The organism is Enterobacter sp. SA197 (assembly GCF_054131575.1).
Map to the genome: position 1 here is coordinate 1955843 of NZ_CP096393.1, position 25391 is coordinate 1981233.

Below are 25391 nucleotides of genomic sequence, written 5' to 3' on the forward strand. Positions count from 1 at the left end.
TTTATTTCTGCTGTACGCCTTCAACGGAAATGATCAGCTCCACGTCCTGAGAAGCAGGGCCAAGGTCGGTCTTGATCCCGAAATCCTTCAGCTTGATTTTACCGCTTGCTTCAAAGCCCGCGCGTTTTCCGCCCCAGGGATCGTCTCCCTGACCCACCAGCTTCGCATCGAGGGTTACCGGTTTGGTTACGCCATTCAGCGTCAGATTACCGGTAATATCCAGCCCGTCACCGTCCTTTTTCACCTCCGTTGAGGTGAAGGTAGCCTGTGGGAATTTTGCGACATTGAGAAACTCGCCGCTGCGCAGGTGCTTATCACGCTCGGCATGGTTGGTGTCCAGACTGTTGGTGTTGATGGTTACGTTAACTTTATCGGCAGCCGGGTTCGCCTCGTCAAAGGTAAATGTGCCGTCGAAATCTTTGAACGTACCGTACAGCCAGCTATAGCCAAGATGCTGAATACGGAAGTTAACGAAAGCGTGCTGACCTTCTTTATCAATTTTATAGTCTGCCGCAACCGCAGAACCGGTGGTAAACAGCAGGGCAGAAAGGGCCAGTCCTGGCAGGATTTTCTTCATATTATGCTCCAGAGTCAGGGGACGATTTACCCAGCATACGTTTGAGGGTGTCGTCTTTATCAATGAAATGGTGTTTAAACGCGGCAAGACCATGCAGCACCGACAACAGCACGACGCTCCAGGCTAACCAGAGATGAATATCGCCCGCAAGATCCGCCTGCGCTCCGGCATCCGCCAGCGTTGCCGGAACCTCGAACAGGCCAAAGACGCTAATGGGTTTCCCGTCGGCTGTCGAAATCAGGTAGCCGCTGAAAATAATGCCGAACAGCAGCAGATAGAGCGCGACATGCGCCACCACCGCGCTGACGCGGGTCAGGCGCGAATAGCTTTTCAGAGGCCGGGGTGGGGGAGAGAGATGACGCCAGGCGAGCCGCACGACCAGCACCAGCATTAACAAAATACCGATGCTTTTGTGGATTTCGGGTGCCTGATGATACCAGCCATCATAATAACTGAGAGTGACCATCCACAGACCCAGCGCGAACATGCCATAGACCACCACCGCCACCAGCCAGTGAAGGGCAACAGAAATAGCGCCATAACGAGATGGAGAGTTTCGCAAATGCATTTTTTCAGCCACGAAAAGGAATTTTGTTAAATCAAAATGGCGTGAGATAACCAATAAATCAACTTAAAAATTACATTCAATAATAATATTTTTCTTTATTCATTTTTTTTGAATTTTTGTGACGGGTTATGTTCAGCGTATTCGAGTGTTCTGGCGGGTGGCGACCATTGGTGGCTGTTTTATGGCGGTTTATTGCACGAGGCTGTTGTTCAAAAAATCTGTCCCAAACTTTTATTTTCTTAAATAAATGTCAATGAGTGTCAGTTTTTTCATTCTGCCCAAATAATATAAATTAAGTCAATTAACGCAATAACAGACCACAGAATGATATAGAGCATCAGATGTTCTCTGACATTATTCACCACAAACTGAAATAAACGGCGCATGACTTCTCCGGGCTGGAAGCAAAAATAAAGGCGACCACGGGGTCGCCCTGAAATTATCCAGCAAAGCGTGCCAGAGAGAATGGCGTTAAATCAAAATTACTGCGCTCACCCCGGGCAAACTGCAATGCAATTTCGCCCAGCACCGGGGCGAATTTGAAGCCATGACCACTGAGTCCGGTGATCACCAGCATGTCCGGTTCGCCCGGCACGTTATCGATAATAAAATCTTCATCCGGCGAGTTATCGTACGTACAGGCAGCGCCGTAAAGACAGCCACCAATACCCGGTAAAAATTGCCGCAGAAAGCCAAAGCATTCAGAGCCATCGGTGGCGATGCTGCCAAAGGGAACCCGCTCGCTGGCCTTTGCAATCAGTTGACCGCCGTTGTGCCTGCCGATTTTGAGTTCATTCTCTTCGGCAGGAAAGCCGTAATAGTGAGTACCGTCGGGCATTTCTCCCGTGAAGGCCGGGAAGTTATTTTTCTTACTGTAACGGCCATCAGCCTGAAACCAGGCAAACACTTTACGTACCGGTTGCACCGGCAGTCCAGGAACGAGTTCAGACACCCAGGTTCCCGCACTGACCAGCAGCTTTTTACCGCTGAACGAGCCTTCGGCGGTTTCAATGGTGACCCCTTCTGTAGAGGAGTGCACAGCCGTAACCGGACAGTTGAACAGTTGCGCACAACCGGCCTCCTGCGCCAGCCGAATCCACGTCTTGATAGCCAGCTCGCTGCGCACGAACCCCGAATCGGCCTCAAATAAACCGATGTAATCTTCCGGCACGGTAATTTCCGGCCAGCGTGCCATCAGCGAGGTCGCGTCCAGTTTTTCAACGGCAAGGTTCCACTGCCGGGCACTTTGCGCCACGTTTGCGAGGAAGGCGGAGTGTGCCGGGCCGAGGTTTATCACCCCACAACGCTCGAAAATGGGTTCGCCGCTCTCGGTCGCCAGTTGGTCCCATAATTCCTGAGCCCGTAGCACCAAAGGAACATATCGTTCGCCCTCACCATACGCATGGCGAATTAAACGGGTATCGCCGTGATGACTTCCCTCCTGGTGAGGGGGTAAATGGGCATCGGTCATCAGAACCTTCAGGCCAGCGCGTGAGGCATAATAACCGGCCGCTGCCCCGACAGAGCCGCTACCGACGATGATCAGATCGTATTTCATGTTGTTCTCCAGCGAATGCGTATTCAGGAGGGTAATTAACCGGGGAGCGTTACACAAGATGAGAAATAAATAAGGCACCCGATGGGTGCCTGTTGAGTGTATATTGCGCACTATGACTAATGCCTGCGATACTCATTTTCCTGGTATTCGCCTGACTCTATTTTGGCGATGCCCGCTTCTAATATGGAGATAAACTGACGGGCAACATCTGTCGTTAACCACAACGTCTGACCGACTTCAGCATCCTCGGAAGCGGGTCTGTTTGGGGTCTGGTAATGCAAGCGCAGCATGAGGGCATCGTAACTGTCCACTGTGCTGATATCCCATCCGACTAAAGGATGGGTTTGAATGACTTCATTATTTTTTTCCATCATAACCCCCGTATGGCGTGTTTAAGGACAACGACTTCTGAGGTTCAATGCATGTTTTTGTGAAGCCTTTTCAGTATACCAATATTTAACGTATTAGCTCTAAGAAATAACACTCTGCAACATATTTTTCGAATGCATAGATTTTTTTGAACAAGAAAGCGGGAAGTTAAACGTGAATTTTATGCAGGTGAGGCAGGAACTACGATTTCTGTACAAAAAAGAGACAAAAAAGCCGGGGCGACCCGGCAAGCACAACACAATGAGAATACATTAATCGTGGATAAACCAGTCGTCAGCGCTCTCCCAGGTTTCCTGCAAAATTTCACTGACGCGCGCTTTATCTTCTTTTGCTCCCCCCAGCACGGAGAGATTATTTGCCGTCGCGTAGCGCACAGAGATGGTGTTATCAGTCTGCGGAAACTGGTTATTTAAACGCCGGGATAGTTCTCCCGCCAGGGCATCAATGGCGCCCGGCGGAAGCGGTGATGTTTTCGCGATAGTGACTTCAATACGCATGGCAGCCCCCTTAAGCAATGACTGTATATATATACAGTCATCACCGCTGTTTTACAACAGGAGGGAGTAAAAATTTACTGTTTAACCGTCCAGTGTACGGTTTCACCTGCCAGGAAAGGAATTAATGTGTCGTCGCTAAGGGCGATGGACTCCATGACCGTTGAGGTTTCCCGCACCAACTCAACATAATCTTCGTTCACCGGCAGACCATAAAAACGCGGGCCGTTGATGGAACAGAACCCTTCGAAATGCGATAAGGCATTCATCTCATCAAAGACGGTGGCGTAGCTGGCGAGCGCGGTTGGCGCGTTAAAGCAGCCCGCGCAACCGCAGCTCGTCTCTTTACGATGGCGGGCATGGGGTGCCGAGTCTGTCCCGAGAAACGCACGCTCAAAGCCACTGGCGACCAGCTCACGCAGCGCCTGTTGATGAGTGTTACGTTTGAGAATGGGCAGGCAATACAGGTGAGGGCGAACCCCACCGACCAGCATATGGTTGCGGTTAAACAGTAAATGCTGGGGGGTAATGGTCGCCGCCAGCAGTTCGTTCCCCTCGCGCACGTAATCGGCAGCGTCTTTCGTCGTGATATGCTCAAAGACCACTTTTAAGCCGGGCAGACGCTGGCGCAACGGTTCCATCACGGTTTCAATAAAGCGCGCTTCACGATCAAAGATATCAATCTCTGCATGGGTGACCTCACCGTGGACCAGCAGCGGCATTCCCAGTTTTTCCATACGCTCAAGCACGGGCATGATGGCGTCGATACTGGTAACACCGTGGCTGGAGTTGGTGGTGGCGTTTGCCGGATAGAGTTTTGCTGCGGTAAATACCCCGTCATGAAAACCACGTTCGACTTCATCGGCGTTGAGGCTGTCGGTGAGATAGCAGGTCATGAGTGGCGTGAAATTATGCCCGGCGGGAACGGCATCAAGAATGCGCTGGCGATAAGCTTTTGCCGCTTCCACGGTAGTGACCGGTGGTGCCAGATTGGGCATGACAATGGCACGGGCATAGGTATTACTGGTCCAGGGCACTACGGTTTTTAGCATGTCGCCGTCGCGTAAATGGACATGCCAGTCATCTGGGCGGCGGATTTTCAAAACCTGGGGTTTAGCTGTCATGATAGTGCTCCGGCTGGGTGAGAATCAGTCATTATTGGCTGGTTTTTGCCGGGCACTAAGCATAAGCGTAATCGTTTCCGTTTGCATCCTTTTCCTGAAGAATGCCTTACGGCTAATCCGTCAGAGGAATGATAATCTCACCGGGTTTAACCTCGATCCCTTTAGCATATTTCCTGGCCAGGGCTTCGCCTTTACTGCTGTCTTCACGCAGTACATAGGCCGGACGCTGGTTGAAATAGTTGCTCAGAGACTGATTGAGATAAGGCATCAGGGTCTGCAGAATAGACTGCATTTTCTGCGGTTCTACGGTGGCATCAACCACCTCCATCTCATGAAGATAAATGGCACCCTTTTCTTTATCGAAAACCGGCAGTGCCTTCATTTTCAGTTTCATGGTGGCTTTTTGACTGCCAAACAGTGAATTCATATCGAGACTGGCATCACCGGTTAAGGTGATTTTATTCGGCTCTTCGCGACCAATCTCACTGGCCAGATTGCGCAACACAATGTGTGCATCAGCCACGCCCGGCAGACCGACATCCTTTGCAAAATCATTACGTTTTTGCAGTGCCTGGTTGATCTCCTGTTCGCTGATGCTGTACTGGGTAAGCTGATTGCATCCCACCAGGACGCCGCTCAAAATCAGTGCGGCGGCAAAAATGACTTTCTTCATTGCGTTCCTCAAATGACACCGGGTTTTCATCCCTGCCCGTAGCATTGAACCAAAGCTCAGGATACTCCAGCAGATAAAACTGAAAGCGGAAGCCGTAGCTTCCGCGGGTGGGATTATATCGCCATTGATGAGAGCAGGTTAATTTGTGTCTGTTTCGCCATGTTATCGCGGTAATCGGCAACGCGTGTCGGCCAGACGATACCCGCGACCAGTGTCAAATTACGCAGCAGCGGAAAAAGATGAATATCATCTTCAGAGAGTTCACCGTTTACCGCGTTCGGCTTAACGATGAGTTTATCCAGTGCGCGTAAGTCATCACTGATGTTTTTAACAAGGCCGGCGGAGTGAGCCATATGCTCGTCAAAGCTGCCAAGCGTTGCTTCTTTCTTATTAACGAAGTACGTCCTGGCTTGCGGAGTGGCAAATTCATCGAAACGGGAACGGGCAAAACGGGGGATAAGCAAGCGATTTGCATAACCGTTAACTTTACGTAGCCAGGTTTCCAGGGCCGGATTTGTCGCCCCGGTGAGCAGCGGCTTGCCATCAAGATTATCGACATAATGCACGATATCCATGCTTTCCGGCATATAGCGGCTGTCATCTTTTTGCAGGATGGGCGCCATTTTCTGCCCAATCATCCGCGTGGGTGTGGCTTCGTCATCGCTGAGTAACACATTGAGTTCGACAGGGATGTTCTTGAGGCCGAAAATCATGCGGGCTTTGATGCAGTACGGGCAGTGATCGTAAATGTAGAGTTTCACGCTTCTCCTCCATAGTGGTGGGTCATCACCAAAAAGTATGGAGGAGAATAAAAGTGCTGGCAAATCAGGCTTCGCGTTCCAGTACTGGCGGGTGCATTCGGCGAGAGCCAAACTGCCAGAGCAGGGCAAAGAAGGTCATAAGCCCGATAAGCGCAAGCATGACCCAGGGCAGCTCTGGCTGGTTAGCGGCTTTTCCGGCATCGAAAAGCCAGCCACCGCCGGCATAACCGAGCGCACCACCCAGCGCCAGACCCAGGCGGCTAAAGCCCATATAGCTGCCACGGGCACGGGCATCAGCAAGAGCCGCGCTGAGTGTTTCACGCGCCGGTTCCGCAATGATTGAACCGACATAGAACGTACAAATGAGGGTAAACAACTGTTGCAGGTTGCTGACCATACCAACCGGCAATAAGCTGAAGGTCATCAGCAGCAGCCCGGCCATCAGACGGTGTTCAAGTCGAAAGCGTTTTTCACTCCAGCGCGCAACAGGATAAAGCAACGTCAGAGAAAGGCAGGCCTCAATGGCATACATCCATTTTACCGGGGCAGGGGAGCCGGCAATATCATTCACCATGATGGGCAGCATCAGCATCACCTGCACGGCCAGCATGTAATAGCCCGTGAGCGTCAAAACATATGTGACGAAGTGCTTATCCCGCCACACACGCCCTAAACCCTCACGCATCGGGATTTTTGTGGTTGATAATTTCCAGGCCGGTAGCCACCAGGCGTTAAACGCCGCGCAGAGTACGAAGACGGCTGCGCCGACGGCGCAGACCAGGCGAAAATCATATTGCAGCAACCAGCTGCCGAGCAGTGCCCCGATAACCGCACCGGCGCTGTCCTGCATCATTAATAGCGAAAAGAAGCGCCCGCGCTGGGAAGGGCGGATAAGTTTCACCACCAGCGCCGACCGCGGCGGGTCGAACAGCGTGCCGCCAAGGCCAGAGAGAATACAGGAACACCATAAAACCCAGGGGTCCTGAGCGACACCCATGGTAGCGAACCCTGCCGCACGCATCAGCATACCGGTCACAATCAGCGGCCGGGCACCAAAGCGATCGGCGATCGCGCCGCCAAATACGCCGAGCCCTTGCTGAATAAACTGGCGCAGGCCAAGGGCAATCCCGACCATTAACGCTGCCCAGCCCAGTTGATCAACAAAGCAAATAGAGATAAGCGGGAAAACGACGAAAAAACCCAGTACAACCAGCATATTATCGACAAGCAGGAAATATTTACCCAGGCTCCTGGCCTGTGAGACGCGCGCCATTTCCCCTCCCGGGAAAGTAACAAAAAATGTCATCTCTATGATGCCGTTGCGCCGGTGCTTTTCCCATCGCTGAGATGACAATATTTTTTTATCAAAACCGAGCTTTAATTCAGACTTCTCATCGAAAACATCTATGGCGAGCGAAAATGCAGGTTGTTGTTTTCACAGACTCTCTGCGCAAAGGTATAGTAAAGAGAAAGGGTATAGAGACGTAAACCAAAAGAGAGGGAAAACATGTTTGGCTACCGCAGTAATGTGCCCAAAGTACGGTTGGTGACAGACCGAATGGTGGTTCGGCTAGTGCATGAGCGTGATGCCTGGCGGCTGGCGGACTATTACGCGGAAAATCGCCAGTTTTTAAAGCCCTGGGAACCCGTACGGGACGAAAGCCATTGTTACCCTTCAGGCTGGCAGGCCCGGCTTGGCATGATCAACGAATTTCACAAGCAGGGGACGGCGTTTTATTTTGCTCTGCTCGACCCCGATGAAAAAGAAATTATTGGTGTGGCGAATTTCTCCAATGTGGTGCGGGGATCGTTTCACGCCTGTTATCTCGGCTACTCCATCGGCCAAAAATGGCAGGGCCAGGGTCTGATGTTCGAAGCCCTGACCAGCGCCATCCGCTACATGCAAAGAACGCAGCATCTGCATCGCATTATGGCGAACTACATGCCGCACAATAAACGCAGCGGTGATTTACTTGCCCGTCTGGGCTTTGAAAAAGAAGGCTACGCGAAAGCGTACCTGTTGATTGATGGTCAGTGGCGCGATCATGTGCTGACAGCGCTGACGACGGAAAACTGGACTGCGGGTCGTTAAGGAGAAAACATGAAGTATCAACTCAGCGCGCCAGAAGCGCGTGTTATTGGTTGTCTGCTGGAAAAACAGGTTACTACGCCCGAGCAGTATCCTTTATCGGTGAATGCGGTGGTGACCGCCTGTAACCAGAAGACCAACCGCGAACCGGTGATGAACCTCAGCGAGCATGAGGTGCAGGATCTGCTGGATGCCCTGGTAAAACGTCATTACTTGCGTACCGTCAGCGGTTTTGGCAACCGCGTCACTAAGTATGAACAGCGTTTTTGTAACTCCGAATTCGGCGATCTAAAACTGACCAGCGCCGAGGTTGCGCTTGTCACCACGCTGCTGCTGCGTGGGCCGCAGACGCCGGGTGAACTGCGTGGACGCGCTGAGCGCATGCATAAATTTACCGATGTGAGTGATGTCGAAAGCGTGCTGGAGAATCTGGCTCAACGTGAAGATGGCCCTTACGTGGTGCGTTTGCCCAGAGAGCCTGGCAAACGTGAAAGCCGTTATATGCACCGTTTTAGCGGTGATGTTGAAACCCTCATCAATGTCGTGGAAGCGGTCAGTCCCTCTGCAGACGATCTGAGCGCGCGTGTTGAGGCACTGGAAATCGAAGTGGCAGAGCTTAAACAGCGTCTGAATGCTCTGCTCGAACATCTGGGAGACTGAGCGTGACAACACTACGAATTGGGGTGGTTGGATTAGGCGGTATTGCACAAAAAGCGTGGCTGCCGGTGCTGGGGGCAGCTACTGACTGGACCTTAGCCGGAGCCTGGTCACCGACCCGCGAAAAGGCGTTGCCGGTATGTGAAACCTGGCGCATCCCTTATGCCGCTTCGCTGGCCGATCTGGCAGCGCAGTGTGATGCTGTCTTTGTGCACACCTCTACCTCCTCCCATTACGCGGTGGTAAGCGCGCTGCTCAATGCGGGGGTGCACGTTTGTGTGGACAAGCCGCTGGCGGATAATCTTGCTGACGCCGAGAAGCTGGTCGACCTTGCGGCCAGAAAAAAACTGACGCTGATGGTGGGTTTTAATCGCCGTTTTGCGCCCTTGTATCAGGATCTCAAATCCCGGCTGACGATGGCCGCTTCGGTGCGAATGGATAAACACCGCACCAATAGCGTAGGCCCTCATGATTTGCGCTTTACCTTGCTGGACGACTATCTGCACGTCGTGGATACCGCCCTCTGGCTAGGGGGCAGCAACGGGCATCCGGTCAGTGGCACCTTAGTGACCAGTGCTGATGGCGAGATGGTCTATGCCGAGCACCATTTTTCGGCGTCAGGGGTACAAATTACAACCAGCATGCACCGCCGGGCGGGCAGTCAGCGCGAATGGGTTCAGGCCGTCACGGACGGGGCGTTATACGATGTGACCGATATGCGGCAATGGCGTGAGGAGGCAGGGCAGGGGGTGATTGAACGGCCGGTGGCTGGCTGGCAGACCACCCTTGAGCAACGAGGTTTTGTCGGGTGCGCGCGTCATTTCATGGAATGTGTGCAAAATCAGACGGTTCCTGAGACCGCCGGGGAGCAGGCCATCGCCGCACAGCGGGTTATCGAGAGACTCTGGCGCGATGCTATCCGGGAATAATCCGCTGTAACATCTGCCGGTAGTAATTCGCATTATTCCCGGTAGACTAAGCGCTTCGCATTACCAACGCCTGCATTGCAGGCGTTGTGCCTTATGGGATCCTAAATGAATTTATTAAAATCACTGGCTGCGGTCAGTTCAATGACTATGTTTTCTCGCGTGCTGGGATTTGCGCGCGATGCCATCGTGGCAAGAATATTTGGTGCAGGTGTGGCGACAGACGCCTTTTTTGTCGCTTTTAAATTACCGAACCTTCTGCGTCGTATATTTGCAGAGGGGGCGTTTTCTCAGGCATTCGTGCCTATTCTTGCGGAGTATAAAAGTAAACAGGGCGACGATGCCACGCGCGTCTTTGTGGCCTATGTTTCCGGGTTACTGACCCTGGCGCTGGCGCTGGTCACCGTTGTCGGGATGCTGGCGGCACCCTGGGTGATTCTGGTCACGGCACCGGGCTTTGCCAACACGGCGGATAAGTTCGCCCTGACATCACAACTGCTGCAAATTACGTTTCCTTATATTCTGCTTATCTCCCTGGCATCGCTGGCGGGGGCCATTCTGAATACCTGGAACCGCTTTTCGGTGCCGGCATTTGCGCCGACCTTCCTTAATATCAGCATGATTGGTTTCGCCCTGTTTGGCGCACCCTATTTTCACCCGCCGGTACTGGCCCTGGCATGGGCGGTGACCGTTGGCGGTGTGCTGCAGTTGCTTTATCAGCTGCCACATCTGAAAAAAATCGGCATGCTGGTGTTGCCCCGGGTGAACTTCCGTGATGCTGGCGCAATGCGCGTGGTAAAACAGATGGGACCGGCCATTCTCGGGGTATCGGTGAGTCAGATTTCCCTCATTATCAACACCATCTTTGCCTCTTTTCTGGTCTCAGGCTCCGTCTCATGGATGTACTACGCCGACCGTTTAATGGAGTTCCCGTCAGGTGTATTAGGCGTAGCGCTCGGAACCATATTATTACCCTCGCTGTCTCGCAGTTTTGCCAGTGGAAACCATGACCAGTACTGCCGATTGATGGACTGGGGGCTGCGTTTATGCTTTTTACTGGCGTTACCCAGTGCGGTGGCGTTGGGCATTCTGGCCAAACCCTTAACCATTTCGTTATTCCAGTATGGAAAATTTTCAGCCTTTGACGCGCAGATGACCCAGCAGGCGCTCATTGCCTACTCGGTGGGTCTCATCGGCATCATCGTGGTAAAAGTGCTGGCACCGGGTTTCTACTCCCGTCAGGACATCAAGACACCCGTAAAGATAGCCATTATTACGCTTATCATGACCCAGTTGATGAACCTCGCCTTTATCGGACCGCTCAGGCATGCGGGGCTGTCATTATCCATCGGTCTTGCCGCCTGCCTGAACGCCGGGCTGCTCTACTGGCAACTGCGTAAGCAGAACATTTTTACGCCGCAGCCAGGTTGGCGCAGTTTCCTGGTACGTCTGTTGGTGGCGGTACTGGTGATGTCCGCAGCGCTGGTGGGAATGCTTTTCATCATGCCCGAGTGGGCGGACGGCAACATGGCGCATCGCCTGATGCGCCTCTCTGCCGTAGTAATTGCGGGCGTAGTGGCTTACTTCGCAACGCTAGCCCTGCTCGGATTCAGGGTTAGCGAGTTCGCGCGTCGGGTAGGGTAAACACAAAAGGGAGTCTGCCAGAATGGCGACTCCCGTTCAGAGACCGACAGGCGTGCTGAGCGTCAGATGGAAATCTTTTTGCCGCCGCGGCTGCCGGAGAAGGTCTGGCCATTTGCACCATAGAGACCTGGCTCCTGGTGAGGCTTGAGCACCTCGAGCGCTTTCTGATTCAGCGCGATTTGCCCTTCAAGTAACCAGCCATTGTGTTGGTTCAGATCGCGCAAATGCTGCGTTTTTTTGGTAATAAGCTGCCAGCGATCTGCGACATCATCATTCGCACTGCTTTGCAGGTTCTGCGCTGCGCGGCGCTGCTGTTCAAGATAATCCAGGGTAGCGAGCAAGGAACTTTTCTCTTCCGTAATACGCTGTAACGTACTGCCATTCACATGGCCCACGGAAAGCTGTTTCTGCTCAGCATCCATCACGTCTTTCAACGCATTCAGGATAACTGTCATTTGATCAAGGATATCTGACAGTCCATTCATACCGTTATTTACTCTGTAAGTAGCTCTGTGCGTCGCTGATCAGGGCATCGGCAATTTTGCCGGTATCCATTTTCAGTTCGCCATTGCGGATCGCGGTTTTGAGTTTCTCAACGCGTTCCATATTGATATCGTTACTACCAGGCTTCATCAATTTTGCCTGCGCGTCACTCAGGGTAACGTTAGTGCTGTTCGCAGTGGCTGATTTTTCCTGACGTACTTTTTGCGCCTGTGTTTCGCTTGCTTCGCGCGGTTGTACAGTACTAACAGGCTTCAGGGGCGATGTACGATCAATGCTCATAGTGTTTCCTCATTGAGGTTTCCCGGCGTTTGGGAGCGGCCAGTCTTCAGTCGTTGCTTATTTATCGGCAGAAGCCGAGGAATCTTTAAAAAGATTATAGATTAATAAGAATATTCCCATCAGCCCCCACCGTGCCACTCACAATCTGGCCGGATGCCATTCGAACCCTGGCGTTTTGCGCCACTGCTGCATTATTCAGAGCCTGACCCTCACCATTTACACTAAAGCCGTCACCGTTAGCAATCACCTGAACGCGTTGCCCTGCTTTTATCCGCCAGGCCTGACGGAGGAGAGAGAGCTGGACCGGCTGCCCTGGCGCGAGATCGCGCAGACTGACGGCGTCCTGCGCCTGAGTAATATCAAGCATAGTCTTCGGCGGTAATTGATCGAGTCGTCCTCGGGCGAGCTTCACGCTACCCGGTTCAAGCGCGCTGCCACGAGTAATGGCCTGCGCTGCAACAACATAATTCCCCGTTACCTGGACGTTGACCTGCAGATACCGTTTTTCGTTACCGCACCGTGCCAGCACATTTACATTTCCCCACAGCTTCGCGTTGCCGGTCATGCTCAGCGCGGGCTGCTCACAGGCCGGGAGCAAATTTTTCGGTGTGCGAAGCGTCACAACAACCTCATCACTAAAACCTGCCAGACGTGTGGCAAAGAATGAGGTCAGTTGCGCATTCAGGTCCTGAGCCAGCAAAGCAGGGCTTAACAACAGTAAGGCCGCGGCTAAACCGATTTTAAGTATGTTCATCGCAGACTCCTGCCTGTGGAAAGGATGAGAGAATTCTAACCGGGGAGCAAATCTATCAACGCAATAAATAGCGACGCATTTTGCTCTTATTCTGACGATAAGGCGTACGTAATGAGATTTAAGCTATTGACTAAATAATTCTCATCAGCGGTGAAGCCATGCTCGATAAACTTGATGCCGCGTTACGGTTCCAGCAAGAAGCGCTGAACCTGAGCGCAAAGCGCCAGGAAATCCTGGCCGCGAATATCGCCAACGCTGATACCCCAGGGTATCAGGCACGTGATCTGGATTTTTCCAGTGAGCTGAAAAAAGTGATGGAGCGTGGTCGTCCTGAAACCAATGGCGTTGCTCTGGCCTTAACGTCCAGCCGCCATATTCCGGCTCAGGCAACCTCCACAGCGTCCACCGAATTGTTATACCGCATCCCTGACCAGCCTTCGCTGGATGGTAACACCGTCGATATGGACCGCGAGCGGACGCAGTTTGCTGACAATGGCGTCAAATATCAAATGGGTCTGACCGTCCTGGGCGGGCAGATTAAGAGCATGCAAAGCGTGCTACAGGGGAACTGATAGATGGCATTACTGAATATTTTTGATGTCGCCGGCTCGGCACTGACCGCGCAGTCCAAGCGCCTGAACGTGGCGGCCAGTAACCTGGCAAACGCCGACAGCGTAACCGGGCCAGATGGCCAGCCTTACCGGGCAAAACAGGTCGTCTTCCAGGTAGACGCGGCCCCGGGTCAGGCTACTGGTGGGGTAAAAGTGGCTGAGGTTGTGGAAAGTCAGGCTCCTGAAAAACTGGTTTATCAACCGGGCAACCCGCTCGCGGATAACAATGGCTACGTCAAAATGCCGAACGTGGATGTGGTGGGCGAGATGGTGAACACCATGTCCGCTTCCCGCAGCTACCAGGCGAACGTAGAAGTGCTCAATACCGTTAAGAGCATGATGCTCAAGACGCTCACTCTCGGCCAGTAAAGGAGACGCTCATGTCCTTCGCCGTAAATGTGAATGACACCACCACCAGCGGTGCCAGTTCCACAAGCAGCAGTAGCAGTGCTTCTTCGCTGACCACAAGTAGTGCATCAGACCTGCAAAGTAGCTTCCTGACCCTGCTGGTAGCCCAGTTGAAAAACCAGGACCCGACGAATCCGTTGCAGAACAATGAACTGACCTCGCAACTTGCGCAGATCAGTACCCTTAACGGTATCGAAAAACTCAACACCACGCTGGGATCGATTTCCGGTCAGATTAATAACAACGAATCAGTACAGGCCAGTACGTTGATTGGTCATGGCGTCATGGTCCCTGGCACCACGGTACTGGCGGGTAGTTCCACCACCACGCCGTTTGGGGTCGAGCTGGAGCAGGCGGCAGATAAAGCCACCGCGACCATCACGAATAAAGACGGCACCGTTGTACAGACCATTGAGCTTGGCGCACTGAAAGCGGGCGTCCATACGTTCAGTTGGGACGGGAAGCTGCTGGATGGCACTACCGCAATTGACGGCTCTTATAAAGTTTCTATCGCCGCCAGCTCTGGCGCAACGCAGCTGGTTGCTCAACCGTTGCAGTATGCGCTGGTACAGGCAGTAACGCGTACCTCTAATGGTAGCACCTTAGATCTTGGTACTTACGGTAATACCACGCTCGACGAAGTTCGGCAGATTATTTAAGCCTTAACACTTATCAGGAGTAAGTCATGGCCTTTTCACAAGCGGTCAGCGGTTTGAATGCTGCTGCAACTAACCTCGATCTCATTGGTAACAACATCGCCAACTCCGCCACCTATGGCTTCAAATCCAGCACCGCGTCCTTCGCTGACATGTTTGCAGGATCTAAAGTCGGTCTGGGTGTGAAAGTAGCGGGTATTACTCAGGACTTCAACGACGGTACTACTACCAACACCGGTCGTGGCCTGGACGTGGCAATCAGCCAGAACGGCTTTTTCCGCCTCACCGATACAAACGGTTCCGTTTACTACAGCCGTAACGGCCAGTTCACGCTGGATGCAAACCGTAACCTGGTAAACATGCAGGGTCTGGCCGTCACGGGCTATGCAGCGGTAGGTTCTCCGCCGGAAATTCAGACTGGTGGTAACCCGGCCGGGATTAATATTCCAAACGATCTGATGTCCGCGAAAACGACCACCACCGCAGCAATGCAGATGAACCTGAACTCATCCGACGCCGTGCCGACGGTCGCTGTTTTCGACCCGGCGAATGCAAACAGCTATAACAAAAAAGGGCCGGTTACCGTTTATGACACTCAGGGTAACTCCCATGACATGAACGTCTACTACGTCAAAACCACCAATAACAAATGGGACGTTTACACCCAGGACACCAGCGTGGCCGGTTCCGCAGCGGTGAAATCTGCCCAGATGAGTTTTGATGCCAACGGTAATATCGAAGGTGTTCGCAACTATATCGCGCAAAACACCACGCCGCAGACCTATGTACTGAACGCTACTGCCAACGCCACGCCGTCAATCACGGTGAGGACCGGTGCCCTGAACGGCGCGACTCCGTCAACCTTCTCTTTGAGCTTCCAGGGCTCAATGCAGCAGAACGTCGGCACCAGCGCCATTGTTTCCACCTCACAGAACGGTTACAAGCCGGGCACGATGGTGAGCTACACCATCAATGACGACGGCACCGTAGTCGGGACTTACTCCAACGAACAAACACAGCTGCTCGGCCAAATCGTACTGGCAAACTTTGCCAATAACGAAGGGCTGAAATCTGAGGGCGATAACGTCTGGTCTGCGACTAATGCCTCCGGTGTTGCGCTGCTGGGTACGGCAGGTACCGGTAACTTCGGTACGCTGACCAATGGCGCGCTTGAAGCATCAAACGTGGATCTGAGTAAAGAACTGGTCAACATGATTGTCGCGCAGCGTAACTATCAGTCGAATGCGCAGACCATCAAAACCCAGGATCAGATCCTTAACACGCTGGTTAACCTGCGTTAATCGCCTGACGGGATAGCCTAATGGATCACGCAATATACACCGCGATGGGTGCCGCCAGCCAGACGCTGAACCAGCAGGCTGTGACCGCCAGCAACCTCGCAAACGCTTCAACACCGGGCTTTCGTGCTCAGCTCAATGCGCTGCGTGCGGTACCGGTACAAGGTATGTCAGTGCCGACCCGTACGCTGGTGGTTGAGTCAACGCCGGGCGCGGATATGACCCCAGGTCAGATGGACTACACGTCGCGTCCGCTGGACGTGGCGCTGCAGCAGGACGGTTGGCTCGTCGTACAGGGTAAAGATGGCACCGAGGGGTATACCCGTAACGGTAACATCCAGGTGAGCCCGACCGGTCAGCTGACCATTGGCGGAAACCCGGTCATTGGTGAAGCAGGACCTATCGCCGTACCGGAAGGCTCTCAGGTCACTATCGCTGCTGACGGTACTATCTCCGCCCTGACGGCCGGGGATGCGCCAAATACGGTTTCGCCGGTCGGCAAGCTTAAGCTTGTGAAAGCGCAGGGCAACGAAGTAGCACGCGGTGATGACGGTCTTTTCCGCCTGACTCCGGCAGCCCAGGCTACACGTGGCCCTGTTCTCCAGGCTGACCCGACCATCACCGTTATGTCTGGTGTGCTGGAAGGCAGTAACGTTAAAGCGGTGGAAGCTATGGCTGACATGATAGCCAGTGCCCGCCGATTTGAGATGCAAATGAAAGTGATTGGCAACGTTGATGAAAATGCGCAGCGCGCCAATCAGTTGCTGTCTCTGAGCTAATAAACAGGATTACCTATGATCAGTTCATTATGGATCGCTAAAACCGGCCTTGATGCGCAGCAAACCAATATGGACGTTATCGCCAACAACCTGGCGAACGTCAGTACTAACGGTTTTAAACGCCAGCGTGCGGTATTTGAAGATTTGCTCTACCAGACTATTCGCCAGCCAGGCGCCCAGTCTTCTGAACAGACAACACTGCCTTCTGGCCTGCAGGTCGGTACCGGTGTGCGTCCTGTGGCGACCGAGCGTCTGCACAGCCAGGGTAACTTGTCTCAGACCAATAACAGCAAAGATGTAGCCATTAAAGGTCAGGGCTTCTTCCAGGTGCTGCTGCCGGATGGGACTTCTGCTTACACCCGTGACGGTTCGTTCCAGGTGGATCAGAATGGCCAGCTGGTGACGGCGGGCGGCTTCCAGGTTCAGCCTGCAATTACCATCCCGGCAAACACCCTTAGCATTACCATTGGGCGTGATGGTGTGGTCAGTGCGACCCAGCAGGGTGCGGCAGCTGCGGTGCAGGTGGGGCAGTTAAACCTCACTACCTTTATGAATGACACCGGCCTCGAAAGTATTGGTGAAAACCTCTACATCGAAACCCAGTCTTCAGGCGCACCAAATGATACGACGCCAGGCCTGAATGGTGCAGGGCTGCTCTACCAGGGCTATGTGGAAACGTCGAACGTTAACGTGGCTGAAGAACTGGTCAATATGATCCAGGTTCAGCGTGCGTATGAAATTAACAGCAAAGCGGTCTCCACAACCGATCAGATGCTGCAGAAACTGTCGCAACTCTAAGGCGTATTCCGGTGTGGCTGTAAAAGGCGGCACCGGAACCCTGATTTTGAAGATGAATGTAATGCAAAAATTCACCACCGGCCGTTACCCTGTTTTGGCTTTACTGGCTGTCACCCTCAGCGGGTGTGCATGGGTTCCTTCAACTCCGCTGGTGCAGGGCGCCACCACCGCCCAACCAATGCCAGGCCCCGTTCCTGTGGTCAATGGTTCTATTTATCAAACCGCGCAGCCGATTAACTATGGTTATCAGCCACTGTTTGAAGACAGACGTCCGCGTAATGTGGGCGACACGCTGACGTTAGTGCTGCAGGAAAACGTCAGCGCCAGTAAAAGCTCATCCGCCAACGCCAGCCGTGATGGCAAAAGCAGTTTTGGCATGGAAACCACGCCCCGTTATCTTGAAGGGCTGTTTGGTAATGCCCGTGCGGATCTTTCGAGCTCAGGCAGCAACTCCTTTAATGGAAAGGGTGGCGCCAATGCCAGCAACACGTTTAGCGGTACGTTGACCGTCACCGTCGATCAGGTACTGATCAATGGCAATTTACATGTCGTGGGTGAAAAACAGATTGCCATCAACCAGGGCACTGAATTCATCCGCTTCTCAGGTGTGGTTAATCCACGCACCATCAGCGGCAGCAACACGGTTCCGTCCACCCAGGTGGCGGATGCGCGTATCGAATATGTGGGCAATGGCTACATCAACGAAGCGCAGAACATGGGCTGGCTGCAACGTTTCTTCCTCAACTTATCGCCGATGTAACCGGGGTGCATTATGTTTAGATATCTGACTGGACTGGCGTTAATCCTGCTGGCAACTTTTGCCCAGGCTGAGCGTATCCGGGATCTCACCAGTGTACAGGGCGTACGTGAAAACTCACTTATTGGCTATGGCCTGGTGGTAGGCCTTGACGGAACGGGTGACCAGACGACCCAGACGCCGTTCACCACGCAAAGTATCAATAACATGCTGTCCCAGATGGGGATTACCGTCCCTGCGGGCACCAACATGCAGTTAAAAAACGTCGCCTCGGTAATGGTCACCGCGCAACTGCCAGCGTTTGGCCGTCAGGGCCAGACAATTGACGTTGTTGTCTCCTCTATGGGTAACGCCAAAAGCCTTCGCGGCGGTACGCTGCTGATGACGCCGCTCAAAGGCGTTGACAGCCAGGTTTACGCGCTGGCGCAGGGGAATATTCTGGTCGGCGGTGCGGGTGCATCAGCCGGTGGTAGCAGCGTGGCGGTAAACCAGCTTAATGGTGGCCGCATTACCGGTGGTGCGGTGATTGAACGTGAACTGCCGTCGCAGTTCGGTAACGGCAATACCCTCAACCTGCAGCTCAATCAGGATGATTTTACGATGGCGCAGCAGATTGCTGACACCATTAACCGCCGTGGTATGGGCGGGGCGACCGCACTGGATGCCCGTACCGTTCAGGTTCGGGTGCCGCAGGGCGGCAGCTCTCAGGTACGCATGCTGGCGGACATTCAGAATCTTGAAGTCGGCGCCGCGCCGCAGGATGCCAAAATTGTAATTAACTCCCGTACCGGCTCGGTGGTGATGAACCGCGAAGTAACCCTGGATAACTGTGCGGTGGCTCAGGGTAACCTTTCGGTCACGGTGAATCAGTCTGCTAACGTAAGCCAGCCTAATACGCCGTTTGGTGGTGGACAGACCGTGGTGACGCCGCAGACGCAGATCGACTTGCGTCAAAGTGGCGGTTCGCTGCAGAGCATTCGTTCCAGCGCCAACCTCAACAACGTGGTGCGTGCGCTTAACGCGCTGGGCGCAACACCTATTGATCTCATGTCCATCCTGCAGTCGATGCAAAGCGCAGGCTGCCTGCGTGCGAAGCTGGAGATCATCTGATGCTGACTGACAACCGCCTGAACGCAAGCGCTGCATGGGATGCGCAATCCCTGAATGAGCTGAAAATCAAAGCCGGACAGGATCCGCAGGCCAACATCCGGCCGGTGGCCCGTCAGGTCGAAGGGATGTTCGTGCAGATGATGCTGAAAAGCATGCGCGAAGCTCTGCCGAAAGACGGTCTGTTCAGTAGCGACTCCACGCGGTTGTATACCAGCATGTATGACCAGCAAATCGCCCAGCAGATGACGGCCGGGAAGGGACTGGGGCTGGCAGAGATGATGGTTAAGCAGATGACCGGGGAACAGGCTCCCGTTGAGGCTGGCGATCGTATGCAACAGGTGCCAATGAAATTTGACCTGGAAACGATCAATACCCTGCAAAACCAAACCCTGGCGCAAATGGTTCGTAAAGCCGTACCAAAAGCGCCAGAAACCACTGATGAACCGATGAGTGGCGACAGCAAAGACTTCCTGGCGCAACTCTCGCTACCCGCTCGTCTGGCCAGCCAGCAGAGCGGGGTGCCGCACCATCTGATTCTGGCCCAGGCTGCCCTTGAGTCAGGCTGGGGACAACGGCAGATTAAACGCGAAAACGGTGAACCGAGCTTTAACCTGTTTGGTGTGAAAGCCACCTCAAGCTGGAAAGGCCCGGTCACTGAAATCACCACCACGGAATTTGAAAACGGTGAAGCGAAGAAGGTCAAAGCGAAGTTCCGCGTTTATGGCTCATACCTCGAAGCCTTGTCCGATTACGTGGGTATGTTAACCCGTAATCCGCGCTACGCCGCCGTCACCACCGCCGCCACGGCGGAGCAGGGTGCGCAGGCACTGCAGAATGCCGGGTATGCGACCGATCCTAAGTATGCACAAAAATTAACCTCCATGATTCAGCAGCTCAAATCGATGGGGGAGAAGGTCAGCAAAGCCTACAGTAATGATATTGAAAATCTGTTCTGAAACGGCTCAAGTTCAGCTCAAGGTTGCCGATAATCGTTAACAGGACTTATGTCTTAAAAGTTAATAAGGAACCTCCATGTCCAGCTTGATTAACAGCGCCATGAGCGGCCTCAGTGCAGCCCAGGCTGCACTGAATACCACCAGTAATAACATCTCAAGTTATAACGTGGCGGGCTATACCCGTCAGACAACCGTCATCTCTGCTGCCAACAGTACCCTGGGCGCAGGCGGTTGGGTGGGTAATGGGGCCTTTGTCTCCGGCGTGCAGCGCGAATATGACGCTTTCATCTCGAACCAGCTTCGCGGTGCCCAAACGCAGAGTAGCGGTCTGACGACGCGCTACCAGCAGATGTCTAAAATCAACGACATGGTGTCGAGTACCACCAACTCGTTGTCGACGTCCCTGCAGGGGTTCTTCTCAAGCCTGCAAACCCTGGTGAGCAACGCCGAAGATCCGGCGTCACGTCAGAGTTTGCTCGGTAAGGCGGATGCATTAGTCAACCAGTTCCAGGTTACCGATCAGTACCTGCGCGATCAGGACAAACAGATCAATATTTCGATCTCGTCGAGTGTCGATCAGATCAACAGCTTTACCAAGCAGATTGCCAACCTCAACGATCAGATCTCACGTCTGACCGGCGTTGGCGCGGGCGCATCGCCAAACAATCTGCTCGATCAGCGTGACCAGTTGGTCAGTGAGCTGAATAAAATTGTTGGGGTTGAAGTCAGTGTTCAGGACAGCAACACCTATAACGTGACCATGGCAAATGGTTATACCCTGGTGCAGGGGAGTACAGCGCGTCAGCTGGCGGCAGTAGCCTCCAGTGACGATTCGGCGCGTACTACCGTGGCCTATGTGGATAACACCGCAGGTAATGTTGAGATCCCGGAAAAGCTGCTGAACAGTGGTTCACTCGGTGGGCTGTTAACCTTCCGTTCGCAGGATCTTGATCAGACCCGTAATACCCTTGGCCAACTGGCGCTCTCCTTTGCTGATGCGTTTAATAAACAGCATAAAGCTGGCTATGACGTCGATGGCGAACAAGGCAAAAATTTCTTCAAAATTGGTAGTCCCACCACCTTCAGCAATGCGAAAAATACGGGCAATGCGACAATGACTGCCGTCGTGACCGACAGCAGCAGCGTGAAGGCGACGGATTATAAAATTACCAAAACCACTGCTGGCTGGACCGTCACACGCCTTGCGGATAACACCTCATTTGCGGCAACGCAATCCGGTGGAGCCCTTAATTTCGATGGCCTGAAAATTAACGTCTCTGGTGCGGCTGTGAAAAACGACAGCTTTACCGTCAAGCCGGTCGCCAACGCCATCATCAATATGGATGTGGCGATCACCGATGAGTCGAAAATCGCTATGGCTGCGGGCGCGGATACGGGTGCCAGTGACAACAAAAATGGTCAGGCGCTGCTGGATTTGCAAAGTGCGAAAAAAGTGGGTGGAGCCAAGAGCTTCAACGATGCCTATGCGTCGCTGATAAGCACCATTGGTACCACGACCGCCACACTTAAAACCAGCAGCACGACGCAGGAGAACGTGGTGACGCAGCTGAGTAATCAGCAGCAGTCCATCTCCGGGGTTAACCTGGATGAAGAGTACGGTAATCTGCAGCGCTACCAGCAGTATTATCTCGCCAACGCACAGGTTCTGCAGACTGCAAGCAGCCTGTTTGATGCGTTACTGAACATACGCTAAGTAAGAGGTGATTGATGCGTATCAGTACCCAGATGATGTATGAACAAAACATGCGTGGTATCACCAACTCACAAAGTAAGTGGTTGGGATACGGCGAGCAAATGTCTACCGGCCTGCGCGTTAACCGTCCTTCAGATGACCCTATTGCTGCATCGCAGGCGGTAGTGGTTTCTCAGGCGCAGGCACAGAACGAGCAATATAAAACGGCGCGTACTTTTGCCAACCAGAAAATTTCGCTGGAAGAGAATGTACTAAGCCAGGTCACCACGGCGGTGACGGCGGCTCAAACCAGTGTCGTTAAAGCCGGCAACGGCTCCCTGAGTGACGATGACCGTGCCTCAATGGCTACCGAACTTCAGGGGATTCGCGATCAGCTGATGAACCTGGCGAACAGCACTGATGGCAATGGCCGCTACATTTTTGGTGGTTATAAAACCAGCGAGCCCCCGTTCAATAAAACGTCTGGCGCTTACAGCGGTGGTCCTGAAGCCATTACGCAGCAGGTTGATTCCGCACGTACCATGGTAATAGCCCATACCGGCACGCAGGTCTTCGATAACATCAGCAGCAATGCGGTGAAAGAGCCAGACGGTACGGATTCCCAGACTAACGTCTTTGACATGCTGGATGACGTCATTGCCGCACTGAAAGTGCCGGTAGGGGATGACGAAACGGCGAAGGAGACGTCTCAGGCCGCACTGGACAAAGCAAACCGTGGTTTGCGTAACTCCCTGAACAATGTGCTGACCGTGCGTGCAGAGCTGGGAACCCAGCTTGACGAGCTGGATAAGCTGGACTCATTAGGTGATGACCGTGCGTTGGGGTTAACGCAGCAGATGAGCGATCTGGTCAACGTGGACTGGAACGCAGCCATCTCCTCGTACACCATGCAGCAAGCGGCATTACAGGCATCCTATAAAGCATTTAGCGACATGCAGGGCATGTCGCTGTTCCAGCTCAATAAGTAATTTTCGTTTTGACCATATCTTGAAACTGGGTATGGTTTGTGTGCCCGCACCGCAAACCGGTGCGGGTTTTTTTTATCCTGCATTCCTCGCCGCCGCCTGTAACCGACGGCTGTCAACGAGGCGAATAACCAGCGCGATAAGCCCGGTCACTGTCGCCAGCGCCACCACGCCAGACCAGCCTGCAAAGGTGTAAACTTTACTGCCCAGCGCAGACCCCAGAGCCATGCCGATAAATACGACGGTAAAGAGTAAGGCATTCAGTCGGCCACGCGCCTGAGGTTCAAGCCCATAGACCAGATTCTGATGAGCAACCAGACTGGACTGCAAGCCCAGGTCAAAGCCAACCGCTGCAAGGGCGATAATCACCAGCTGTGCCTGCGGGGAGACCAGCGGCAGAACAAACATCAGCGCGAAGGAGGCGGAGACAAGCGCCGCACCAAGCTGGGTTACTTTTTCAGCACCGACTTTATCGGCAAGACCACCTGCAAGCGGGGCGGCCAGCGCGCCTGCGGCACCTGCTATTCCGAATGTCCCAGCGACGGCGCTGCCCAGGTGATACTTTTCAAGCAACATGACGGCAAGGGTAGACCAGAAGGCACTAAAGGCAATGGATAAAAAGCCCTGCGCAAACGCAGCACGGCGCAGCGCAGGGTAGCGCTGCCAGAGATGCGCCATAGACTTCAACAGCTGGGGGTAACTCAGCGTAGAGTGAATGGCGAAGCGTGGCAGCACAAACCACATTAACGTGCCGATGAACGCGATGCTCACCGCCGCTAACTGAAACATGATGCGCCAGCCAAAGGCGGCACCCACAAAACCACTGACGGTTCGCGAAAGCAGAATACCCAATAACAAACCGGTCATTACGGTACCCACCGTTTTGCCCTGTTTACCCTCCGGGGCCAGTATGGCGGCGGCCGGTACGATATCCTGCGCCATCGTGGCGGCCATGCCCAGTAGCAGACTGACTACCAGCAGCGTAGAGAGGGTGGTTGTAAAACTACAGGCCAGCAGCAAAAGGGCAAGCGCGGTACATTTTGTAAGGATCAGGCGGCGGCGATCGTAACGGTCACCCAGCGGCAGTAAAAAAAGGATCCCCAGCGCATAGCCAGCCTGAGTAAGCGTCGGCACAAGCCCCATGCCGTTAATGGTCAAATGCAGGTCGCTACCCATCAGCGGGAGCAGTGGCTGGGCATAATAAATCGCTGCCACACTAAACCCCGCGCCCATTGCCAGCACGAAGATTATCCAGCGCGCAACAAGTAACGGTTGAGAATGACGGTTCATAAGGTTTTCCTCATATTGGGTGTGAGAACATTTTTTATGAATTCCGCATAGCGTGGTAGATAGCGAGATGGTAAAACGGTTATACGCATAACGTATAACCAGGAGGGAATAAAATGCGCACAGAGCGTATAGATAGAGTGGATTTAATGCGTACCCTGGTGCGTATTGTCGAAGCGGGATCCCTTTCTGCAGCAGCACGGCAGCTTGATACCACCCAGGCCACCGTGAGCCGACGGTTACAGTCACTGGAAACGCTGCTGGGTGTGAAACTGCTCCTGCGTAGCACGCATGCAATGAAACTTACCGATGATGGCGAGCGCTGTTATCAGCATGCGAAACGGGTTATTGATGCCTGGGTGAGTCTGGAAGACGCGCTCAGTCAGGCCGGGGATGAACCGGTAGGCATGCTCAGAGTACGCGCACCCCACGCATTTGGTCAGGAACAGCTTCTTTCGCCCCTCACCCGGTTTCTGCAACGCTATCCTCAGCTGAACGTAGAGTGGATGCTCAATGATAAAAATGTCAACTTCCTCAGTGACAATATCGACTGCGCTATCCGCGTGGGGGCGGAGGTGGATCCGGCAACGGTATCGGTACTGTTAGCAGAAGTCCCTCGTTGCCTGGTGGCCTCCCCGGAATTACTGGCCCGTTATCAGCCGCTGACGCAACCCTCGCAACTGAGTGAACTGCCGTGGATAGCATTGAGTACCTTTTATCAGCATGATATTTCGCTTAATCATTCACAGCATGCTGAGCCAGAAAGGATCGTCCTCGCGCCGCGGTTATACACCGACAGCCTTTATGTGGCACGTAATACTGCGCTGGCAGGCTTAGGCGTGGCAGCGGTATCAAGCTGGACGGTGGAGGAGGATATCCGACACGGCAGGCTGGTGGCGGTGCTGCCGGAGTGGATGCCAGCCCCACTGCCGGTTCATCTGGTGTACCCCTGGGCTCGCTACTATCCTGCGAGACTGCGCATGTTTTTGCAGTTGATGCGTGAAGTGATGCCGGAAATGAGCGGGATGCGCCAGCCCGGTGCGCAGGCATAAAA

Annotated in this window: 30 protein-coding genes; 16 read left to right on the forward strand and 14 right to left on the reverse strand. The window is 53.5% G+C overall.

Translation table 11 applies throughout. The annotated features are described in order from the left end of the window. Position 1: 1 nt before the first annotated feature. The 10 genes from M1D91_RS08925 to mdtH all read right to left on the reverse strand — a co-directional run bounded on the left by M1D91_RS08925 (position 2) and on the right by mdtH (position 7418). Positions 2–577: a YceI family protein gene (locus tag M1D91_RS08925; protein ID WP_437430252.1), complete on the reverse strand. Its 576-nt coding sequence runs from the start codon at positions 575–577 to the stop codon at positions 2–4. A gap of 1 nt (position 578) precedes the next feature. Beyond that, entirely contained in the window at positions 579–1145 is a 567-nt protein-coding gene (locus tag M1D91_RS08930) for a cytochrome b (protein ID WP_437430253.1), read from the reverse strand. A 269-nt stretch (positions 1146–1414) separates the two neighbouring features. Next, on the reverse strand, positions 1415–1531 hold the full coding sequence (locus M1D91_RS08935) for a YceO family protein (RefSeq protein WP_437430254.1): 117 nt from the start codon (positions 1529–1531) through the stop codon (positions 1415–1417). 53 nt (positions 1532–1584) lie between these two features. Beyond that, positions 1585–2703 (reverse strand): N-methyl-L-tryptophan oxidase, encoded by a 1119-nt coding sequence (gene solA / locus M1D91_RS08940; RefSeq protein WP_437430255.1) that lies wholly within the window; start codon positions 2701–2703, stop codon positions 1585–1587. Positions 2704–2819: 116 nt separating this feature from the next. Continuing rightward, positions 2820–3074 carry a biofilm formation regulator BssS gene (bssS, locus tag M1D91_RS08945; protein ID WP_437430544.1) on the reverse strand — a complete coding sequence of 85 codons (255 nt, stop codon included), beginning with the start codon at positions 3072–3074 and terminating at the stop codon, positions 2820–2822. A 270-nt stretch (positions 3075–3344) separates the two neighbouring features. Beyond that, complete coding sequence (dinI, locus tag M1D91_RS08950; RefSeq protein WP_437430256.1) at positions 3345–3590, reverse strand: DNA damage-inducible protein I; 246 nt, start codon at positions 3588–3590, stop codon at positions 3345–3347. 74 nt (positions 3591–3664) lie between these two features. After that, complete coding sequence (pyrC, locus tag M1D91_RS08955) at positions 3665–4711, reverse strand: dihydroorotase (RefSeq protein ID WP_437430257.1); 1047 nt, start codon at positions 4709–4711, stop codon at positions 3665–3667. A gap of 112 nt (positions 4712–4823) precedes the next feature. After that, positions 4824–5384 (reverse strand): lipoprotein, encoded by a 561-nt coding sequence (locus M1D91_RS08960; RefSeq protein WP_437430258.1) that lies wholly within the window; start codon positions 5382–5384, stop codon positions 4824–4826. Between the two features lie 113 nt (positions 5385–5497). Further along, entirely contained in the window at positions 5498–6145 is a 648-nt protein-coding gene (gene grxB / locus M1D91_RS08965; RefSeq protein WP_437430259.1) for a glutaredoxin 2, read from the reverse strand. 64 nt (positions 6146–6209) lie between these two features. After that, positions 6210–7418, reverse strand: a complete 1209-nt coding sequence (mdtH, locus tag M1D91_RS08970) for a multidrug efflux MFS transporter MdtH (RefSeq protein WP_437430260.1) — start codon at positions 7416–7418, stop codon at positions 6210–6212. Between the two features lie 234 nt (positions 7419–7652). Between mdtH and rimJ the strand changes: the two genes are divergently transcribed. From rimJ to murJ, 4 genes are all read left to right on the forward strand, one after another. Next, a complete protein-coding gene (gene rimJ / locus M1D91_RS08975) occupies positions 7653–8237 on the forward strand; it encodes a ribosomal protein S5-alanine N-acetyltransferase (protein ID WP_437430261.1) in 585 nt (194 codons plus the stop codon). 9 nt (positions 8238–8246) lie between these two features. After that, on the forward strand, positions 8247–8894 hold the full coding sequence (locus M1D91_RS08980) for a YceH family protein (RefSeq protein WP_437430262.1): 648 nt from the start codon (positions 8247–8249) through the stop codon (positions 8892–8894). Positions 8895–8896: 2 nt separating this feature from the next. Beyond that, a complete protein-coding gene (locus M1D91_RS08985; RefSeq protein WP_437430263.1) occupies positions 8897–9820 on the forward strand; it encodes a Gfo/Idh/MocA family protein in 924 nt (307 codons plus the stop codon). A 105-nt stretch (positions 9821–9925) separates the two neighbouring features. Beyond that, positions 9926–11461, forward strand: coding sequence for a murein biosynthesis integral membrane protein MurJ (gene murJ / locus M1D91_RS08990; protein WP_437430264.1), 1536 nt, complete (start codon positions 9926–9928; stop codon positions 11459–11461). A 62-nt stretch (positions 11462–11523) separates the two neighbouring features. On the opposite strand, the gene flgN is transcribed toward murJ, so the two are convergent. From flgN to flgA, 3 genes are all read right to left on the reverse strand, one after another. After that, entirely contained in the window at positions 11524–11946 is a 423-nt protein-coding gene (gene flgN / locus M1D91_RS08995; RefSeq protein WP_437430265.1) for a flagella biosynthesis chaperone FlgN, read from the reverse strand. A 4-nt stretch (positions 11947–11950) separates the two neighbouring features. After that, the gene (flgM, locus tag M1D91_RS09000) at positions 11951–12244 is read right to left on the reverse strand and encodes a flagellar biosynthesis anti-sigma factor FlgM (RefSeq protein ID WP_437430266.1); all 294 of its coding nucleotides are present in this window, start codon (positions 12242–12244) and stop codon (positions 11951–11953) included. Between the two features lie 94 nt (positions 12245–12338). Then, complete coding sequence (gene flgA / locus M1D91_RS09005) at positions 12339–12998, reverse strand: flagellar basal body P-ring formation chaperone FlgA (RefSeq protein WP_437430267.1); 660 nt, start codon at positions 12996–12998, stop codon at positions 12339–12341. A 158-nt stretch (positions 12999–13156) separates the two neighbouring features. On the opposite strand from flgA, the gene flgB reads away from it, so the two are divergent. The 11 genes from flgB to flgL all read left to right on the forward strand — a co-directional run bounded on the left by flgB (position 13157) and on the right by flgL (position 23053). After that, positions 13157–13570 (forward strand): flagellar basal body rod protein FlgB, encoded by a 414-nt coding sequence (gene flgB / locus M1D91_RS09010; RefSeq protein ID WP_437430268.1) that lies wholly within the window; start codon positions 13157–13159, stop codon positions 13568–13570. Positions 13571–13573: 3 nt separating this feature from the next. Then, the gene (gene flgC / locus M1D91_RS09015; protein WP_437430269.1) at positions 13574–13978 is read left to right on the forward strand and encodes a flagellar basal body rod protein FlgC; all 405 of its coding nucleotides are present in this window, start codon (positions 13574–13576) and stop codon (positions 13976–13978) included. Between the two features lie 11 nt (positions 13979–13989). Next, a complete protein-coding gene (gene flgD / locus M1D91_RS09020; protein ID WP_437430270.1) occupies positions 13990–14676 on the forward strand; it encodes a flagellar hook assembly protein FlgD in 687 nt (228 codons plus the stop codon). 26 nt (positions 14677–14702) lie between these two features. Beyond that, positions 14703–15974, forward strand: a complete 1272-nt coding sequence (flgE, locus tag M1D91_RS09025; protein ID WP_437430271.1) for a flagellar hook protein FlgE — start codon at positions 14703–14705, stop codon at positions 15972–15974. 20 nt (positions 15975–15994) lie between these two features. Further along, the gene (locus M1D91_RS09030) at positions 15995–16750 is read left to right on the forward strand and encodes a flagellar basal body rod protein FlgF (protein WP_437430272.1); all 756 of its coding nucleotides are present in this window, start codon (positions 15995–15997) and stop codon (positions 16748–16750) included. A 15-nt stretch (positions 16751–16765) separates the two neighbouring features. Continuing rightward, positions 16766–17548, forward strand: a complete 783-nt coding sequence (gene flgG, locus M1D91_RS09035; RefSeq protein ID WP_437430273.1) for a flagellar basal-body rod protein FlgG — start codon at positions 16766–16768, stop codon at positions 17546–17548. Between the two features lie 61 nt (positions 17549–17609). Next, positions 17610–18308 (forward strand): flagellar basal body L-ring protein FlgH, encoded by a 699-nt coding sequence (locus M1D91_RS09040; protein WP_437430274.1) that lies wholly within the window; start codon positions 17610–17612, stop codon positions 18306–18308. A 12-nt stretch (positions 18309–18320) separates the two neighbouring features. Further along, positions 18321–19415 carry a flagellar basal body P-ring protein FlgI gene (locus M1D91_RS09045; protein ID WP_437430275.1) on the forward strand — a complete coding sequence of 365 codons (1095 nt, stop codon included), beginning with the start codon at positions 18321–18323 and terminating at the stop codon, positions 19413–19415. Then, positions 19415–20371, forward strand: a complete 957-nt coding sequence (gene flgJ / locus M1D91_RS09050; protein ID WP_437430276.1) for a flagellar assembly peptidoglycan hydrolase FlgJ — start codon at positions 19415–19417, stop codon at positions 20369–20371. The genes M1D91_RS09045 and flgJ overlap by 1 nt, the downstream gene beginning before the upstream one ends. 76 nt (positions 20372–20447) lie before the next feature. Continuing rightward, positions 20448–22085, forward strand: a complete 1638-nt coding sequence (flgK, locus tag M1D91_RS09055) for a flagellar hook-associated protein FlgK (RefSeq protein WP_437430277.1) — start codon at positions 20448–20450, stop codon at positions 22083–22085. Positions 22086–22099: 14 nt separating this feature from the next. Next, entirely contained in the window at positions 22100–23053 is a 954-nt protein-coding gene (gene flgL / locus M1D91_RS09060) for a flagellar hook-associated protein FlgL (protein WP_437430278.1), read from the forward strand. Between the two features lie 72 nt (positions 23054–23125). Here flgL and M1D91_RS09065 read toward each other — a convergent pair whose 3' ends face one another. After that, positions 23126–24340: an MFS transporter gene (locus tag M1D91_RS09065; RefSeq protein WP_437430279.1), complete on the reverse strand. Its 1215-nt coding sequence runs from the start codon at positions 24338–24340 to the stop codon at positions 23126–23128. A gap of 113 nt (positions 24341–24453) precedes the next feature. Here M1D91_RS09065 and M1D91_RS09070 point away from each other — a divergent pair, with 113 nt between their 5' ends. After that, complete coding sequence (locus M1D91_RS09070; RefSeq protein WP_437430280.1) at positions 24454–25389, forward strand: LysR family transcriptional regulator; 936 nt, start codon at positions 24454–24456, stop codon at positions 25387–25389. Positions 25390–25391 lie beyond the last annotated feature (2 nt).